The organism is Neorhizobium sp. AL 9.2.2 (genome assembly GCF_013317225.1).
Classification (GTDB): domain Bacteria; phylum Pseudomonadota; class Alphaproteobacteria; order Rhizobiales; family Rhizobiaceae; genus Neorhizobium; species Neorhizobium soli.
Map to the genome: position 1 here is coordinate 173,198 of NZ_JAALXU010000003.1, position 15,586 is coordinate 188,783.

The following is a 15,586-nucleotide window of genomic DNA, read 5'->3' on the forward strand; positions in this document are numbered from 1 at the left end:
CCATGCCATCGATTCGTCGCGCCTCATCCACCGTCCTGATGCTTGCCGCCAGCCTTTCGGCGTCGGCCGTCTTGCCGCATCCGGCAATTGCGCAGGTGCAGCAACCCGGTGCGGTGGAGCAGGAGGGGCCGACGGCGGCGCAGTCGCGTCAGGTGGTGACGAGACCGGTCGCGCCGGATGCAATGGGCGTCGAACGCGGTGCACAGCCCGATGGCATCGTGCCGTCCGCCGGTGTCGAACTCTATCAGCGCATGGGCGTGACCTTGCCGCCGCTGCCGCCGGAGAAGCCCTATACGGGCCCGATCGACGAGGCCTATGGTGCGTTCCAGCGCGGCTTGTACGTCAAGGCGCTCGATGTCGCACTGAAGCGTGCGTCGGCCGGCGATGCGGCGTCGCAGACGCTTGTCGCCGAAATGATGAGCAAGGGGCTCGGCATCAACCGCGACGCAAAGACCGCGGCCTTCTGGTACGGGCAGGCTGCCGAGCGCGGCGATCCTGCCGCCATGTTCCAGTATTCGCTTCTTTTGATGAGCGGCCGTTACGTGCCCGCCGACAAAAAGAAGGCCGACGACTATATGCGCAAGGCTGCGGAAGCCGGCAATTCGTCGGCGCAGTTCAACTGGGGCCAGATCCTGGTGTCGGACAATCCGGGCGATAAAGGTTTCAAGCTGGCGCTGCCATTCTACGAGCGGGCGGCAAAGCAGGGCGTGGCGGATGCGCAATATGCGGTGGCCCAGCTCTACGTGAACATGAAGGGCGTGCCCGAGGAGAAGAAGGCCGAGGCTCGCCGATGGCTGGAGCGCGCGGCGAAGGCCGGGTTCGACACGGCGCAGCTCGACATGGGCATCTGGTTCGTCAACGGCGTCGGCGGCGAGCGCAACTACGACAAGGGCTTCGAATGGCTGCGGATTGCGGCCCATCGCGGCAATGTGGTTGCCCAGAACAAGCTGTCGCATCTCTATATCGAGGCGCTGGGCACGCGACCAAACCCGGTCGAGGCCGCCAAGTGGTATGTGCTTTCAAGGCGTGCCGGGTTGCAGGATGCGGCGCTTGAGGATTTCTACCTCGGCATCAACGACGAGCAGCAGCGCCAGGCGATCGACGCGGCGAACCGCTTCCGCCGCCAGTAGTCAACCGCCAGTAGTTCAAGTGGTCAGGCGGTTGCCTTCATCGCCGCCAGCGTGAACAGGGCGTGGCGGATGATAAAGCCGTGGGCAAGCGCCAGGATCAGCAGCGTTACCAGCCAGACGATCAGGTAGATGCCCGGCGAGGCCTTGATACGGCCGCCCATGCGGGGGCCAAGTGCGAACATGGCCGTCACGAACAGCGCGCAGGCCGGCAGCAGCAGCAGCGCGATCATGGCTGGTGCCGTGCTGGTCGGTGTACCGGTCAGGGTGAAGTGGATCGGCAGCTGGGTATCGGCCGGCAGAGCAGAGATCAGACCCAGCGACAGCATGGTCATCACGCCCACAAGTCCGAGGCTGATGCCGAATGGCAATGCGATCTTCACGGTGATACTCCTAAAATCTCGATAGCCGGCGTTCTGGCAGATCGCAGGCAGGCGGGCAATGTCGCATTTTGTCCGTTCACGCGGGGTTTGTCGGCTTCGACTTGAATTTCCCTTGGTTTTGTGGTCTTGAACCGGCCAATCAAGACAATTCGCCACAGACACGTCCCGGCTGATGCATGTTCGGGACCATACGATCAGGATTTCCCGCATGGCCCGCTCAGCCCTTCTCAACGTCATGGTTCAGGCCGCCCTCAAGGCTGGCAAGTCGCTCTCCAGGGATTTCGGCGAAGTTCAGAACCTGCAGGTTTCGGTCAAGGGACCGGGCGATTTCGTGACCCAGGCGGATCTCAAGGCGGAAAAGATCGTCCATGACGAGCTGATGAAGGCGCGCCCGACCTACGGCTTCCTCGGTGAGGAAAGCCAGGAGGAGAAGGGCACGGACGGCGCTCACCGCTGGATCGTCGATCCGCTCGACGGCACGACCAACTTCCTGCACGGCATTCCGCAGTTCGCGGTGTCGATCGCGCTGGAGCGCAATGGCGAAATCGTCGCCGGCGTGATCTTCAACCCGGGCACCGACGAACTCTATACGGCAGAAAAGGGCGGCGGCGCGTTCTTGAACGACCGTCGCATTCGCGTTGCCGCACGCCGGGTCCTGTCCGATTGCGTGGTTGGTTGCGGCGTGCCGCATCTCGGCCGCGGCGATCACGGCAAGTTCCTGGTCGAACTGCGCCATGTGATGGGCGAAGTGGCGGGCGTTCGTCGCCTTGGCGCTGCGTCGCTTGATCTTGCCTATGTCGCTGCCGGTCGCTTCGACGGTCACTGGGAAATTGGTCTTTCGCCGTGGGACATTGCTGCCGGCCTCGTCCTCATCCGCGAAGCGGGCGGCTTTGTCAGCGACATCAAGGGCTCGACCGACATGTTCGGCACCAAGAGCATTGTTGCCGGCAACGAGCTGATCCAGAAGGCGCTGCTGGAAGTTTCCAATCGTCCGGTTCCGTCGCGCTGATTGCTGATGCGGTGACGGCCGGAGTGCTGCTTGTCATTTGAAATGGCGAGGAAAAAACTTCGGCTTGTCCCGGTCTTTGCACCGTGGCGACACTTCAATTCGTCGCAATTTTGCTCTAGCCTCCGCGCGACGCGACCCAGAGGCGAGGCTTATTATGGCGAATGCGACAGTGGACGATCTGGACGAAACTGAAGCTAACCGCCGCCGTTTTACCGAAAAGCTTTCCAACCCGGCTTCCTTCCTCTGGACGATGCTGATCTTCCTGATCATCGTCGGTTTTGTCTGCTCGATCCTGTACCGCCAGGCCGCACAAGCGTTCCAGACCAATCCGGGTCTGAACGGTCTGATCCTCGGCGTCCTGTTGATCGGTATCGTCCTGGTTTTCCTGCAGGTCATCGGCCTCATTCCGGAAGTGCGCTGGTTCAACTCGTTCCGCGCTGCCGGCACCGTCGACAAGGTGGGCCGCGAGCCGAAACTTCTGGCGCCGATGCGCTCGCTGATCGGTGGTCGCCGCAAGACGGCGCTTTCGACCGCAACCTTGCGCTCCATTCTCGATTCGATCGGCACCCGCCTCGACGAATCGCGGGATACGTCCCGTTACCTGATCGGGCTCCTGGTGTTTCTCGGCCTGCTTGGCACGTTCTGGGGCCTGATCGGCACGATCGGATCAATCAGCGACGTCATCGGTGCGCTCGATCCGGGCGCCGGCGGCTCCAACGACATTCTGTCGGCAATCAAGACCGGTCTTGCGCAGCCGCTTGCCGGCATGGGCACGGCGTTTTCGTCGTCGTTGCTTGGTCTGTCAGGCTCGCTGATCCTCGGCTTCCTCGATCTCCAGGCAGGACGTGCGCAGAACCGCTTCTATACGGAACTCGAAAACTGGCTGTCATCGGTGACCGATACGGGATCGGACGCGCCGGTTGCGGCGGCAGGGCTTTCAGCTGGTTCCTCCGGCGAATTCAAGACGCTTGCCGACGAGCTGCGCAAGATTGCGGCGGCTCAGGGCAGAACCGGCAGCGGTGATGTCCAGCAGAACGAGAAGTCGCTTGCTGCCATGGCAAACCTTGCCGAAGGCATTCAGGGGCTGGTCAAGAACATGCGCAACGAGCAGCAGATGCTGCGCGACTGGATTGAGGCGCAGCAGGAGGAGTCCAAGGCCCTGCGGCGTACACTGGACCGGCTCTCCGACAAGATCGGTCAGTCCGACAAGATCGGGAGCAAGTAGACCATGGCGCTGGGCAAGAACCGTCGCCGCCAGCACGGCGTGGACTACTGGCCGGGCTTCGTCGACGCGCTGACCACGCTTCTGATGGCGATCATGTTCCTACTGACGGTGTTCGTGCTGGCGCAGTTCCTGCTCACCCGCGAGATTTCCGGTCGCGACGAGGTTCTGAACCGGCTGAACAGCCAGATCGCGGAACTGACAGAGCTTCTGGCGCTGGAAAAGGGCAACAATCAGGATATCGAAGACCAGCTCGCCAACCTGCAATCGTCGCTGGCGGTTGCTGAAAGCGACCGGTCGCGGCTGCAGCAGCTTCTCAACCAGGGCAGTGGTGCAAGCGACGCGGCCAATTCCCGGGTGACCACTCTGACGGGTGAACTCTCCAACGAGCGGCAGGTCAGCGCCCGGGCGATGAGCCAGATCGAGCTTCTCAACCAGCAGATCGCGGCGCTGCGGGCCCAGATCGCCGCCGTCGAACAGGCGCTGCAGGCGTCGGAAACGAAGGACGCCAACTCGCAGGCACAGATTTCGGATCTTGGTCGTCGCCTCAACGTGGCGCTTGCGGCCCGCGTGCAGGAGCTCAATCGCTACCGCTCCGACTTCTTCGGGCGTCTGCGTGAGATTCTCTCCGATCGCGAAAACATCCGCATCGTCGGCGATCGGTTCGTGTTCCAGTCGGAAGTTCTCTTCCCGATCGGCGGCAACGAACTCGATGCGGCCGGTCTCGTGGAGATGGACAAGCTTGCCGCCGCACTGCTCGATCTCGCCAAGGAAATTCCGGCCGAGATCAACTGGGTGCTGCGGGTCGACGGACATACGGACAACGCGCCGCTTTCCGGCACCGGACGCTACCGCGACAACTGGGAGCTTTCGTCTGCGCGCGCGACGTCGGTGGTCAAGTATCTGATCTCGAAGGGCGTGCCGGCCAACCGGCTGGTGGCCGCGGGCTTTGGCGAATTCCAGCCGATCGCGGCTGGCGATACGCCGGATGCTAGAAACCAGAACCGCCGCATCGAACTGAAGCTTACCGAACGCTGACATGACCTACAGCAAGCCTGACATCGACGCGATCGCCAAGGCGGTGGCAGATACGCCTCGCCGCGATAACACCGCCTATCACGAGGCGATGGCGCAGGCGCGTCGGGCGTTCGAGGAGGCGCAGGCTGCGTTCGGCGAGCAATCGGTGCAGCTGAAGATGAAGACCAAGATCAAGCGCAATGGCGATCATGTCGTCAAGTGGACGTTCAAGCGCGCGAAGTGATCAGGCGGCTGCGCTCTCGCCTCAGGCGGAGACATCGGGATAGCGGAATCCCAGCCGATCGAGGCCGCGGCGCACTTCCGGAGCGGCCATGAACAGTTTCCACAACAGACCCGAGCGGTGGTTCTCGATCATCGCGACGATCGGCCCCTGGTCGATAGCGATGTAGGTCGACGCGACCCAGCCTGTCTTCGGCGCAAACGCGTCGGCGAAGCCGAAGCGGTTGACCAGCCGTCCGTTCTCGTAGGCAAGGAGCGCGCGCAAGGCTTCTTCCGCATGGCCGGGCACGAAAGGAAAGCTCGACAGTGCTGCAGACGGTGCAATCGCGCCGAAATCGACCAGCGGCGAATTGGCGGCGTAGCCGGCCTGGGCTTCCGATGCCGTCAGGCCCCAGACGCCGGCTGCGGCATATTCCGGCACGGTCAGGCAATAGGCGCGGTTGATCCGTGAATGCGCGACAGCCTGGCGCCAGTAATCGGCGTAGCGATCGGACAGGCCGCGTGGATTGAGCGCACAGAAGGAATATTGCGACAGGAACAGCGGCCCGCCCATGGGTTCGCCCAGCGGCAGCTGTATGCCGAAATATTCCTCGCCGTTCTTCATGGCGCCGTTGCGTGCCCATCCGCAGTGATAGTTCTGCGGATCGATCGGAAACGTGTCCGAGCCGGCGGCAAAGACATAGGTTGAAAGCGCCTCGTTCCAGCCGGTGATCGGCAGGTTCATCGCCCATTCGTTGATTGGGCTCCAGTGCCAGTAGATCGGGCCGTCGGTCTTGCCGCGGGTGTACCAGGTCCACTCGACCTCGTCGAACAGCCGGGTGATCGCGGTGCGCAGCGATTTTTCGGAAATGGTCTCTGCCGCGAAATATTCCCGGGCGCAGATCAGGCCCTGAAGGAGAAGCGTCGTTTCGACGATGTCGCCCCCATCATCCAGCGCCGAAAACGGAATCATTGCGCTGGTAGCGGGATTGATGAAGTGAGAGAACGCGCCGTGGTAGCGCGGTGCCAGTTCGAGGCTCTCGACAATCGTGGTAATGCGAACCAGCGCCTCGTCGCTGGTGATCCAGCCGCGCTCGCAGCCAACCAGGATCGCCATCAGGCCGAAGCCGGTGCCGCTGATCGAGATCGCGTCGATACCGGGCGTGCCGTCGAGAAGGCATTTGTCATAAGGGAGGCCGCTCTGCGCATGGGCACCATCCCAGAAATACCGGAAGGTGCGCTGCTGAACGTCATCGAGCAGACTATCCAGATCTGCGGAGATGATGGGGGTCGCGTCCATCAGATCGCGCTGACGGAAGTTTGCTCGAGATCATGGAATTGCAGCCGCGCCAGCTTCGCATAGAGACCGCCAGCCGCCACCAGGCTCTGGTGCGTGCCTTCCTCGACGACGCGACCGTTTTCCAGGACCAGGATCCGGTCGGCTTTCAACACCGTCGCAAGGCGATGGGCGATGACGAGCGTGGTGCGGTTGCGCATGAGACCGTCGAGCGCCTTTTGCACCAGTGTTTCGCTTTCCGCATCGAGCGCCGAGGTGGCTTCGTCGAGCAGCAGGACGGGAGCATCCTTCAGGATGGCGCGGGCGATAGCAATCCGCTGGCGCTGGCCGCCGGACAGGGTGATGCCGCGTTCGCCGGCGAGCGTGTCATAGCCGTTGTCGAGCTTCGCGATGAATTCGTCTGCTTGGGCAGCGATTGCTGCGGCACGCACGGCGTCGCGAGTCGCGTTCGGTACTCCGAAGGCGATGTTGTCGTGGATGGAGGCCGCAAAGATCGTCACGTCCTGCGGTACGATCGCAAGCCGTGAGCGGATGTCTTCAAGGGTCGCATGGCGGAGGTCGACGCCATCGAGGCGGATCGATCCGGCTGTGGGATCGTAGAAGCGCAGCAGCAGCGAGAAGATCGTGCTCTTGCCGGCACCGGAGGGACCGACGATGGCAACGGTTTCTCCGGGCGCCACATGCAGGGAAAGCGCATTGAGCGTGATGGCGCTGACACGGGCGGGATAGGCGAAGGAGACGCTGTCGAACGCGACATCGCCGCGCGGGGGTGAGGGGAGGGCTTTCGGGTGTTCCGGTTCACGCACGGCGGACACTTCATCCAGCAGTTCGGACAGCCGTTCGGCGGCGCCGCCTGCAGAAGACAGCTCGCCCCAGACTTCCGACAGTGTGCCGAGCGAGCTTGCCGCAATCACCGAATAAAGCACGAACTGGCCTAGCGTGCCCGGTGTCATCGTGCCGGCAAGCACGCTCTGGGCGCCGTACCAGAGGACGCCGACGATCGAGCCGAAGATCAGCACGATGCCGAAGCCGGTCAGAAGCGCGCGGGCGCGGATCGACTTGCGGGCGGCTTCAAAGGCATTCTCCACCGTGTCGCTGTAGCGCGAGGTGGCGACAGCCTCGCCGGTAAAGGCCTGAACGGTGCGGGTGGCGCCGATCGTTTCAGCTGCATAGGCGGAAGTCGCGGCCAGCATGTCCTGGGCGGCACGCGACCGGCGGCGCACCGAGCGGCCGAAGCCAACGAGGGGGAACACGATCAGCGGGATGGCGCCAAGCGCCAGAGCCGAGAGTTTAGGGCTCGTATACACCATCATGCCCATCGCTCCGAGACAGAGGATGGTGTTGCGCAGGGCCTGCGATGCGGCAGAACCAAAGGCGGACTTGATCTGGGTCGTATCGGCGGTCAGTCGCGAGACGATCTCGCCGGACTGGTTGACGTCGAAGAAGGAAGCAGACAGCCGCGTCACATGCGAGAAAACCTCACGGCGCAGATCCGCCACCACGCGCTCGCCGATGGTGATGACATAATAGTAGCGCATGCCGCTTGCGATCGCGAGAAGGACCGCCAGCACGAACAGCATGACAAAATAGTTGTTGATGAAATGCCCGTCAGAGGATGCGAATCCATGATCCACCATGCGGCGGACGGCCAGCGGCAGCGCAAGTGTGGTGCAGGCGGCAAGGACGAGAAAAAAAGTCGCGCCGGCGACCATGGCTCGATAGCGGGAAAGATAGGGGAGCAGTCGGGAAAGCGGCTTGAGACTGCGGTTTTTCTTCTGATTTTCTCGGCTTTCGGCCATGTCGTCTCCATGGCCCCCGGGCAGCGGAATCTCAGCCTTTCGGGGACTTGTACTTGCGGCGCCCTTCCTGTATAGGCTCCGCATCCAATTGGGAAGCCGTGACCGCGCCGGTTTGCGGCTTCATTCATTAAAGAAGGTTCTTGCTCGCGCAATGCGACGAATGGACCTCGCAGAGCAGGAATATCGACATGAAGGCTGGCATCCATCCCGACTACCACAAGATCAAGGTCGTCATGACCGACGGTACCGAATACGAGACGTTCTCGACCTGGGGCACCGAAGGCGCCACCATGAACCTCGAAATCGATCCGACATCGCACCCGGCCTGGACCGGCGGCAACCAGCAGATGCTGGACCGCGGTGGCCGCGTTTCCAAGTTCAACAAGCGTTTCGGCGGTCTCGGCCTCTAATTGCTTTTTGCATTTTGACAAAAGAAGCCTGGCGAAAGCCGGGCTTTTTTGTTTTTCTAGGAGGCATGGAGGAGAATGTCGATCTTTTGTCGAAGCTACCCCATCCGCTTCGTCGCGTGCTGATCTTCGGCAATGGCGGATCGGGCAAGACGTGGCTTGCGACCAGATTGGGAAAGGTGCTCGGCCATGCTCCCGTCCACCTGGACGATGTCCGTTGGGAGCCCGGACGGTACGGCATCGGCCGCGACAGGCAGGTCGTGGACGAGGACGTGCGCAGCATCGCCGCACGAGATTTTTGGTTGATCGAAGGCGTGTATGGCAGGCTTGCCAGTCTCGCGATCACGCGGGCAACGACACTGATCTTTCTCGACTTGCCCGACGACGTCTGCCTCGAAAACATTCGCCATCGCGGTCTTCAGGGCGGGGGAAGCGTTGCGTCCTTCGAAGAGCTACTCCATTGGGTGGCGGGCTATCGCTTCCGACACAACAACTGGAATTCATTCGAGGCGCATGACCGGATGTTCAGCGCCTTCGAGGGCCCGAAACATCGGCTTGACTGTCGTGACAGTGTCAACGCCTATCTGGCGTCGCTATCTCTATAGTCCCAAACGCAAAAAGGCAGGCCAATGCCTGCCTTTGGACCGTCGACGTTCAGATCTCAGCCACCAAATGCGGTGTGAAGCAGGTTCTGCTGGGCGCGGACGCTGTTTTCGTTGTCGGAGATGACAACGGCTTCCGGGGCGCGATAGATTTCGCGGTCCAGAAGAGCGACGCGGTTCTGCAAACGAAGCGAGCGTTCGACAAGATCACGGAAGCTTTCCGGCAGATCGAGCCAGCCCGGAGCATTGCGATCGACATTGAAGCCGTCGAGACGCACCTTGCTCTTTTCCGAAAGAACCTGATCGCGGCTCATCTCGCCGTTGTTGACGGCACGCTGGAGCAGAAGCCACGACGCCATCTGCATCAGGCGAGTTGTCAGACGCATGGATTCAGCTGCATACAAAACTGAGGCCATGCGCGGCAGAACCTTGGATGCAGCACGACCCTGACCGTCCAGATAGCTTGCTGTCTCTTCAACAAGAGCCATGCCTTCGGAGTATAGTGACTTGAACTGGGCAGAGCTTGCGGCGCGGCCCGCAAAACTCACTGTGTTCAATCCCTGCTCGGACATCGAATTCATTCCTGCTAATGCTTTCTTACTCAGGCAATGGCGAAGTGGCTCAAAAAGTTCCATCTGGCCCGCTGAATGAAGTGAACATGATCCTTATACTGGAAATCCGCAAGGCGTTTCTTAATGAAAGGTTAATACCCACAGGAACCGGTAAACGCCCTCGATCTTCTTGAAATGAAACAGATCTTGCGAAAGCGCAAGTCCCCTGAAAATGGCCTTTGGCACGGGTTTTTGATGGCTGCGTGAGCTTGTACGGACTGACAGCCAAAAAAAAGAGCCGCAAAAGCGGCTCTCAAGGTAAAACAGGGAGAAATCAGACCATTCGCCGAGCGGTGAAACTGTCTGAGTCCGGCAGAACCGAACATCGCTATATTCTCTGTTAATGATTAATGTTTGCTTAAGATTGGTCGTGGTTTTGCGGTTTATTCTTAGTGCGGCACATCAGGTCCGGAAAAAGCTGTCAGCGGCCTTGCGACCCTCAGCCTTCCTCGCCTTCTCTGCTTCCAGTCTCGCGATCTCTTCCTGCAGGATGGTGATGCGCATCTGCAGTTCGTCCGCAGAGAGCAGCGATAGGTCGGCGCCGATCTCGTGAGCTGCGGGTTTCTTCGGGCGGTCGTCGTCGAGAAATGACATTTCAAGCCTCCTTGGCCGTTATGGCGTCGTCTGCTGTTCAGACGCGGCCGCATCCTTGGGTCTTGCACGCGGATCGAGCGACAGGCCCTCGGGTGTCGCGAGCGGTCCGTTGGTTCCTGTCACCGTCGTGTAGGCGTCGCGTTCGCCGGCAGGGACGGGTGCGCGCTGCCGGCTTCGGACGATCGCATAGACGGTGATCATCAGATGGGCGACAGCCGTGACGCCGAACAGGGCGTGCGGGCCGGCCCAGGTCATGACAGGACCTCCAAGCGTCGGGCCGATGATCGTCCCGATGCCGTAAAGAAGCAACAGGCCGCCGGAGACCTTTACGAAGTCCTCGGGCTGGGCGAAGTCGTTGGCATGGGCAACGGCGATCGGGTAGAGCGCGTTTGCGGCGGCGCCATAGGTCGCGACGAGGATAACGATCGTGTAGACGTTGGTCGGCGCAACCAGCACAACGGCAAGGCCTGCCAGAGCACTGACGCCGGAGAGGACTGCAAGGACATGACGGCGGTCCAGCCTGTCCGACAAACGACCCGCCGGAAACTGCATGATCGCGCCGGCAAAGATGGTGATCGATACCATTGCGGCGACCGATCCCTTGTCGAGGCCGACCTTGGTAGCGAACACGGCGCCAAGCGTGCCATAGGCGCCGTTGGCGATGCCGACCAAGAGAATGCCTACGCAGGAGATTGGCGAGTTTCGAAACAGTCCCTTGAGATCCAGCCGCGCGCGTTTCAGCGGTTGTGGTGACGCAGCCTTGGACAGCGTCGTCGGCAGGGCGGCGATCGAGTAGAGGATGCCGCAGACCATGAACAGCGTCGGCAGCGTCACATCGGCAAACGGCACCATCAACTGGCCACCGACAACGCCGAACAGGGTGATGGAGATATAGAAGGAAAAGATCGTGCCCCGGTTTTCCGGTGTGGCACGTTCGTTGAGCCAGCTTTCGATGATCATCGACGTACCGGCAGTGCAAAAGCCGGTGATTGCCCGCAGGATGAGCCACGCGACGTCATCGACCAGCAGGCCGGTCATAAGCACGTTGAGGCAGATCAGGGCCAGAAAGCCGGAGAAGGCGCGAACGTGCCCGATGCGGCGCACGACATTCGGTGCCACGAAGCAACCGATGACGAAACCTGAGGCCCAGGTTGTGCCGAGCAGGCCGAGAACCTCGTTCGAGTAGCCTTCGATCGAACCGCGCACCGGCAACAAAAGACCCTGCAGGCCATTGCCGAGGAACAGAAAGAGCGTACCAGTGAGGAGGGCGAGAACGGGAAGGAGATTACGGCTCATCGTCTATACTGTCAGCTCTCTTCGTGGTCGGTGATCCGCCCTGCCGTGCCGGAGCGATGTTGCGCAGACCGGCACAGGACGTTAACGAAGGTAAGGCAGATCAGAGATCATGACGCAACAGACCCCGATTCTCCTCCCGGTCTAACTGTGGTGGAGAGCAAAAATGTCCAGCCTGTGGCGAGCCTTTGAAACAGTGACGAAAGACAGATGACAAAAACAATCTCCGTCCTGTTGATGCTGGCCATGGTCGTGCAGATCATCAAGCCATTGAACCTCCCGGGCCTCAGGCGCCGGATGGATTTCTGGAAGCTGGCGCTGGTCGCCTTCGCGCTCTGGTCCTTAGCACTGCTGCTGCGCGAGTTCGTCGGCTGATTACAGCTCGATCCGGCCGCTCATCACCTTCACGCAGCTTCCGCTGATCCGCACATCGGTGACGCGACCCTGTCTTTTGACCATGGCGAGCTCGATCACGCTGCGGCGGCCCATCTCCACACCCTGTTCGACGGTCATGCGGATATCGGCTTCGGTTTCAGGGGCAAGCGTCGCGAGGAACGCGCCGAGCGCTGCAGACGCGCTACCCGTTGCCGGGTCTTCCGGCACATTGTCGAGCGGTGCGAACATGCGGGCACGGATATGCAGGGGATCCTTGGCATCACGGACATAGAGAAACAGCGAAAACTCCATCTGATCGCCCGGGCTGATCTCGGCTGCGCGATGGAATGACGTGAGATCCGGCCTGGCCGCGGCGAGCGCCTGCAGGCCGTCCAACTCAGCAATTGCGAATGGCAGGCCGACCGATGCGAAGACGGGTGCGTGATTGTGCATGACGACATGCCCGACGCCGATGGATGCGCAGTCGGCGATACGTTCAGGTTCGATCTCGGCGCCCAGTTCAAGTGGCCGCGGTGCCCGGATGGTTGCGCCGACAACCACACCGCCCTCCCGGATCAGGTCGATCTCGACCAGTCCGGCGATTTCCTCGAAGCGGAGCATTTTGCCTAAAGCGTTGCCGAACAGGTCGGGCAGATTGCCAAGGACGAAGGCAGTTCCGACATTCGGATGGCCGGCAAAGGGAACCTCTGTCGTCGGCGTGAAGATACGCACGCGCGCCGTGTTGGCTGGATTGTCCGGTGGAAGCACGAACGTGGTTTCGGAATAGCCGAACTCCGTTGCGATCGCCTGCATCTCGTCGCCCGAAAGGCCGCGGGCGTCTGTGATGACCGCAAGCGGATTGCCGAAGAAGCGCTGGTCGGTAAAGACATCGACGGTGACGAAATCGGCAACAGGCATGGACAGGCTCCCCAGTTAAGAACCCAACTTCTAGAGCCTGCGATCTCCCATCACCAGACAATGGTTTTGATGGAAGACATCAATCCTGATTGTCTGGGCAGGGTCTGGAAACGAGAAAGGCCGCACCCCCCGGTGCGGCCTCTTCCTCCCATGAAAAGGGCCAGAGCTATTAAAGCTGAGGCGGCCTTTTCCAGGTTCGTGTTCCCGATGCCGCAGCATCAGGGTTAGAGCATCAGGCCTTGTTGACGCTCGCGGAATAGATCCCGTCGATGGTTTCAGCCAGGCTCGCGTCGAAATCTGCATCGCTCATCGAGACGCGCAGGTTTTCGGTGAGCGCGCGCGAGAAGCTCGCGATCATGTCGCGGTTGTGGCTCAGCTTTTCGCAGGCATCGACGCGGCTGTAGCCGCCGGACAGGGCAACGAGGCGAACGACCGACTTGTGAGCGGCGAGATCCGCATAGAAATCGGCGACCGTTGGGATCGTTACCTTCAGCATCACGTCTTCGCCCGGACCGAGCGTGTCGAGCTGCTGGGCGATCTCGTCGCGCAGGATGGTCTCAGCTTCAGCCTTGGTCGGGCTGTTAATGAGGATCTCCGGTTCGATGATCGGAACGAGGCCCTGTGCGATGATCTGGCGCGCGACTTCGAACTGCTGCTGCACGACGTCAGCGATGCCGGCCTTGTCGGCAGAGGCAATCACCGAGCGCATCTTTGTGCCGAAAATTCCCTTTTCGCGGCCGCGGATCAGGAGAGCGTCAAGATCGGGCATCGGCTTCATCAGCTGCACGCCGTTTTCTTCGGCAGCAAGGCCCTTGTCGATCTTCAGGAAAGGGACGACGCCGCGCTTTTCCCAGAGGTAGGAGGGAACAGGTTCGCCATCGACATCGCCATCCATGGTGCGCTCGAACAGGATGGCGCCGACAACCTTGTCGCCTGTAAAGGCCGGTGCCTTCATGATGCGGGCGCGCATGGCGTGCATCAGGCGAAACATCTCTTCGTCGCCCTGGTATTCGGTTTCGGCAATGCCGTAGAGCAGCAGCGCTTTGGGTGTCGAACCACCGCTCTGATCAAGCGCCGCAATGAAACCGGGCGCCGACCTGACTTTGTCCAACATCTTCGCGTCTACCATAATCGCTCCTATCCCTCACAATGGCGCGTTGCGCGCGTGTGCCCATTCAATCTTCGGAGAGCCCGATATTGAAGAGCATATCCGAAGTTCTCTTCCGCCGATAACAGAAGTTCTTTTAAAGGGAAATGATGCTCTAAGCCATTGAAACGATTGAAATCGTTTCAATCGTTTAAAATATTGAATTTCTTTAAATCCGCCTTGCCGATCGGGCGCGGAAGCCTATGTCCCGCGCCTCTGACCCACCAAGAGGCATTCTCCGAACGCTGGCCGATCAGGCCTTTGTCAGAACCGAAACGCCGGGCAGTTCCTTGCCTTCCATCCATTCCAGAAAGGCGCCGCCTGCGGTCGAGACGTAGGAGAAATCGTCGGCCACGCCTGCATGGTTGAGTGCTGCCACCGTATCGCCGCCACCGGCGACTGAAACCAGCCTGCCGGCCTTCGTCTCAGCGGCTGCGAATTTTGCAGCGGAGACGGTCGCTGTGTCGAACGGGGTGATCTCGAAGGCGCCGAGCGGGCCGTTCCAGACCAGCGTCGAGGCCTTGCCGATCCATTCGTTGACGGCTTCGACGGATTTCGGGCCGACGTCGAGCATCATCGCGTCAGACGGGATGGCATCGATCGCGACGGTTTCGTTTGCGGCATTCGCCTTGAACTCGCGTGCCACGACGCCGTCTGTCGGCAGCACGATGGTGCAGCCGGACGCTTCGGCTTCCGCCATGATGGCGCGGGCAGTGTCTGCAAGGTCATGCTCGCAAAGCGACTTGCCGACATCGATGCCTTGTGCGGCAATGAACGTGTTGGCCATGCCGCCGCCGATCACCAGCGCGTCCACCTTCTTCACCAGGTTCTGCAGCAGATCGATCTTGCTCGACACTTTGGCGCCGCCGACGATGGCAACGACCGGGCGGGCAGGCTCGCCAAGACCCTTTTCCAGCGCTTCGAGCTCAGCCTGCATCGTGCGGCCGGCATAGGCGGGCAGGCGGTGGGCAAGACCTTCCGTGGAGGCATGAGCGCGGTGGGCGGCCGAGAAGGCGTCGTTGACATAGATATCGCCGTTCTTTGCCAGTTCCTCGGTAAAGCCGCTGTCGTTCTTTTCCTCGCCCGTGTGGAAGCGGGTGTTTTCGAGAAGCAGGACATCGCCGTTCTTCATCGAGGCGACAGCATCCTCGGCTTCAGGGCCGATGCAGTCGGATGCGAAGAGGATCTTCTGACCGAGCACCTGATTGACGGCCATGACGATCTGGGACAGCGACATGTCGGCGACCGGTTCGCCCTTGGGGCGGCCGAAATGGGCGAGCAGGATGACCTTGGCGCCTTTCTTCGACAGTTCCGTGATCGTCGGAGCAACGCGCTCGATACGGGTCGCGTCCGTCACCTTGCCGTCGCTCACGGGAACGTTGAGGTCGACGCGGACGAGAATGCGCTTACCTGCGATATCGGTGAGGTCGTCGAGGGTCTTGAAGGCCGGCATGGTACTGATCCCGTTGCTTGATAAAGGGTGGCGGGACCATACTATTCTTGTCCGACGGCGCAAGGCTGTCGGCTCAACGAAATAGCCTTTGCGCCGGTTGCCGGATGGCGGCC

Annotated in this window: 17 protein-coding genes; 8 read left to right on the top strand and 9 right to left on the bottom strand. The window is 61.1% G+C overall.

The window, feature by feature from the left end; all coding sequences use genetic code 11:
* The first annotated feature begins 2 nt into the window (after positions 1 to 2).
* Positions 3 to 1,130: a tetratricopeptide repeat protein gene (locus G6K99_RS07355; protein ID WP_062461864.1), complete on the top strand. Its 1,128-nt coding sequence runs from the start codon at positions 3 to 5 to the stop codon at positions 1,128 to 1,130.
* 23 nt (positions 1,131 to 1,153) lie between these two features.
* Here G6K99_RS07355 and G6K99_RS07360 read toward each other — a convergent pair whose 3' ends face one another.
* A complete protein-coding gene (locus G6K99_RS07360; protein ID WP_062460866.1) occupies positions 1,154 to 1,510 on the bottom strand; it encodes a hypothetical protein in 357 nt (118 codons plus the stop codon).
* Between the two features lie 208 nt (positions 1,511 to 1,718).
* Between G6K99_RS07360 and G6K99_RS07365 the strand changes: the two genes are divergently transcribed.
* The 4 genes from G6K99_RS07365 (at position 1,719) to G6K99_RS07380 (ending at position 5,002) form a co-directional block, all read left to right on the top strand.
* Positions 1,719 to 2,519: an inositol monophosphatase family protein gene (locus tag G6K99_RS07365; RefSeq protein WP_062461861.1), complete on the top strand. Its 801-nt coding sequence runs from the start codon at positions 1,719 to 1,721 to the stop codon at positions 2,517 to 2,519.
* Between the two features lie 154 nt (positions 2,520 to 2,673).
* A complete protein-coding gene (locus G6K99_RS07370; protein WP_062460863.1) occupies positions 2,674 to 3,744 on the top strand; it encodes a hypothetical protein in 1,071 nt (356 codons plus the stop codon).
* 3 nt (positions 3,745 to 3,747) lie between these two features.
* A complete protein-coding gene (locus G6K99_RS07375) occupies positions 3,748 to 4,779 on the top strand; it encodes a peptidoglycan -binding protein (protein WP_062582385.1) in 1,032 nt (343 codons plus the stop codon).
* 1 nt (position 4,780) lies between these two features.
* Complete coding sequence (locus G6K99_RS07380) at positions 4,781 to 5,002, top strand: hypothetical protein (RefSeq protein ID WP_062460856.1); 222 nt, start codon at positions 4,781 to 4,783, stop codon at positions 5,000 to 5,002.
* A gap of 21 nt (positions 5,003 to 5,023) precedes the next feature.
* Here G6K99_RS07380 and G6K99_RS07385 read toward each other — a convergent pair whose 3' ends face one another.
* Both G6K99_RS07385 and G6K99_RS07390 read right to left on the bottom strand, forming a co-directional pair.
* Positions 5,024 to 6,277, bottom strand: coding sequence for a glucoamylase family protein (locus G6K99_RS07385; protein ID WP_174196143.1), 1,254 nt, complete (start codon positions 6,275 to 6,277; stop codon positions 5,024 to 5,026).
* Positions 6,277 to 8,073: an ABC transporter transmembrane domain-containing protein gene (locus G6K99_RS07390; RefSeq protein WP_174196144.1), complete on the bottom strand. Its 1,797-nt coding sequence runs from the start codon at positions 8,071 to 8,073 to the stop codon at positions 6,277 to 6,279. Before G6K99_RS07390 ends, G6K99_RS07385 begins: the two co-directional genes overlap by 1 nt.
* A 188-nt stretch (positions 8,074 to 8,261) precedes the next feature.
* On the opposite strand from G6K99_RS07390, the gene rpmE reads away from it, so the two are divergent.
* On the top strand, positions 8,262 to 8,483 hold the full coding sequence (gene rpmE / locus G6K99_RS07395) for a 50S ribosomal protein L31 (protein WP_062460846.1): 222 nt from the start codon (positions 8,262 to 8,264) through the stop codon (positions 8,481 to 8,483).
* Between the two features lie 65 nt (positions 8,484 to 8,548).
* Positions 8,549 to 9,085, top strand: coding sequence for an AAA family ATPase (locus tag G6K99_RS07400; protein ID WP_174196145.1), 537 nt, complete (start codon positions 8,549 to 8,551; stop codon positions 9,083 to 9,085).
* Positions 9,086 to 9,141: 56 nt separating this feature from the next.
* Here G6K99_RS07400 and G6K99_RS07405 read toward each other — a convergent pair whose 3' ends face one another.
* From G6K99_RS07405 to G6K99_RS07415, 3 genes are all read right to left on the bottom strand, one after another.
* Positions 9,142 to 9,654 carry a DUF1465 family protein gene (locus G6K99_RS07405; RefSeq protein ID WP_062461855.1) on the bottom strand — a complete coding sequence of 171 codons (513 nt, stop codon included), beginning with the start codon at positions 9,652 to 9,654 and terminating at the stop codon, positions 9,142 to 9,144.
* Between the two features lie 441 nt (positions 9,655 to 10,095).
* A complete protein-coding gene (locus tag G6K99_RS07410) occupies positions 10,096 to 10,287 on the bottom strand; it encodes a DUF1192 domain-containing protein (protein ID WP_174196146.1) in 192 nt (63 codons plus the stop codon).
* Positions 10,288 to 10,305: 18 nt separating this feature from the next.
* Positions 10,306 to 11,583, bottom strand: a complete 1,278-nt coding sequence (locus G6K99_RS07415) for an MFS transporter (protein WP_062582392.1) — start codon at positions 11,581 to 11,583, stop codon at positions 10,306 to 10,308.
* 207 nt (positions 11,584 to 11,790) lie between these two features.
* Between G6K99_RS07415 and G6K99_RS07420 the strand changes: the two genes are divergently transcribed.
* Positions 11,791 to 11,955, top strand: a complete 165-nt coding sequence (locus G6K99_RS07420; RefSeq protein WP_174196147.1) for a hypothetical protein — start codon at positions 11,791 to 11,793, stop codon at positions 11,953 to 11,955.
* On the opposite strand, the gene G6K99_RS07425 is transcribed toward G6K99_RS07420, so the two are convergent.
* The 3 genes from G6K99_RS07425 to pgk form a co-directional block, all read right to left on the bottom strand.
* Positions 11,956 to 12,873, bottom strand: a complete 918-nt coding sequence (locus G6K99_RS07425) for a PhzF family phenazine biosynthesis protein (protein ID WP_174196148.1) — start codon at positions 12,871 to 12,873, stop codon at positions 11,956 to 11,958.
* A gap of 232 nt (positions 12,874 to 13,105) precedes the next feature.
* Positions 13,106 to 14,002: a fructose bisphosphate aldolase gene (locus tag G6K99_RS07430; protein ID WP_092659873.1), complete on the bottom strand. Its 897-nt coding sequence runs from the start codon at positions 14,000 to 14,002 to the stop codon at positions 13,106 to 13,108.
* Positions 14,003 to 14,273: 271 nt separating this feature from the next.
* Positions 14,274 to 15,473: a phosphoglycerate kinase gene (pgk, locus tag G6K99_RS07435; protein WP_174196149.1), complete on the bottom strand. Its 1,200-nt coding sequence runs from the start codon at positions 15,471 to 15,473 to the stop codon at positions 14,274 to 14,276.
* Between the last annotated feature and the right edge of the window lie 113 nt (positions 15,474 to 15,586).

Excerpts from the sequence above, each read along its gene's own strand:
- G6K99_RS07430 (WP_092659873.1), bottom strand. The coding sequence starts at position 14,002 with ATGGTAGACGCGAAGATGTTGGACAAAGTCAGGTCGGCGCCCGGTTTC.
- G6K99_RS07405 (WP_062461855.1), bottom strand. The coding sequence starts at position 9,654 with ATGTCCGAGCAGGGATTGAACACAGTGAGTTTTGCGGGCCGCGCCGCA.
- G6K99_RS07415 (WP_062582392.1), bottom strand. The coding sequence starts at position 11,583 with ATGAGCCGTAATCTCCTTCCCGTTCTCGCCCTCCTCACTGGTACGCTC.
- G6K99_RS07365 (WP_062461861.1), top strand. The coding sequence starts at position 1,719 with ATGGCCCGCTCAGCCCTTCTCAACGTCATGGTTCAGGCCGCCCTCAAG.
- G6K99_RS07390 (WP_174196144.1), bottom strand. The coding sequence starts at position 8,073 with ATGGCCGAAAGCCGAGAAAATCAGAAGAAAAACCGCAGTCTCAAGCCG.
- G6K99_RS07400 (WP_174196145.1), top strand. The coding sequence starts at position 8,549 with ATGGAGGAGAATGTCGATCTTTTGTCGAAGCTACCCCATCCGCTTCGT.
- G6K99_RS07425 (WP_174196148.1), bottom strand. The coding sequence starts at position 12,873 with ATGCCTGTTGCCGATTTCGTCACCGTCGATGTCTTTACCGACCAGCGC.
- G6K99_RS07420 (WP_174196147.1), top strand. The coding sequence starts at position 11,791 with ATGACAAAAACAATCTCCGTCCTGTTGATGCTGGCCATGGTCGTGCAG.
- G6K99_RS07380 (WP_062460856.1), top strand. The coding sequence starts at position 4,781 with ATGACCTACAGCAAGCCTGACATCGACGCGATCGCCAAGGCGGTGGCA.
- G6K99_RS07375 (WP_062582385.1), top strand. The coding sequence starts at position 3,748 with ATGGCGCTGGGCAAGAACCGTCGCCGCCAGCACGGCGTGGACTACTGG.
- rpmE (WP_062460846.1), top strand. The coding sequence starts at position 8,262 with ATGAAGGCTGGCATCCATCCCGACTACCACAAGATCAAGGTCGTCATG.
- G6K99_RS07410 (WP_174196146.1), bottom strand. The coding sequence starts at position 10,287 with ATGTCATTTCTCGACGACGACCGCCCGAAGAAACCCGCAGCTCACGAG.
- pgk (WP_174196149.1), bottom strand. The coding sequence starts at position 15,473 with ATGCCGGCCTTCAAGACCCTCGACGACCTCACCGATATCGCAGGTAAG.
- G6K99_RS07355 (WP_062461864.1), top strand. The coding sequence starts at position 3 with ATGCCATCGATTCGTCGCGCCTCATCCACCGTCCTGATGCTTGCCGCC.
- G6K99_RS07370 (WP_062460863.1), top strand. The coding sequence starts at position 2,674 with ATGGCGAATGCGACAGTGGACGATCTGGACGAAACTGAAGCTAACCGC.
- G6K99_RS07385 (WP_174196143.1), bottom strand. The coding sequence starts at position 6,277 with ATGGACGCGACCCCCATCATCTCCGCAGATCTGGATAGTCTGCTCGAT.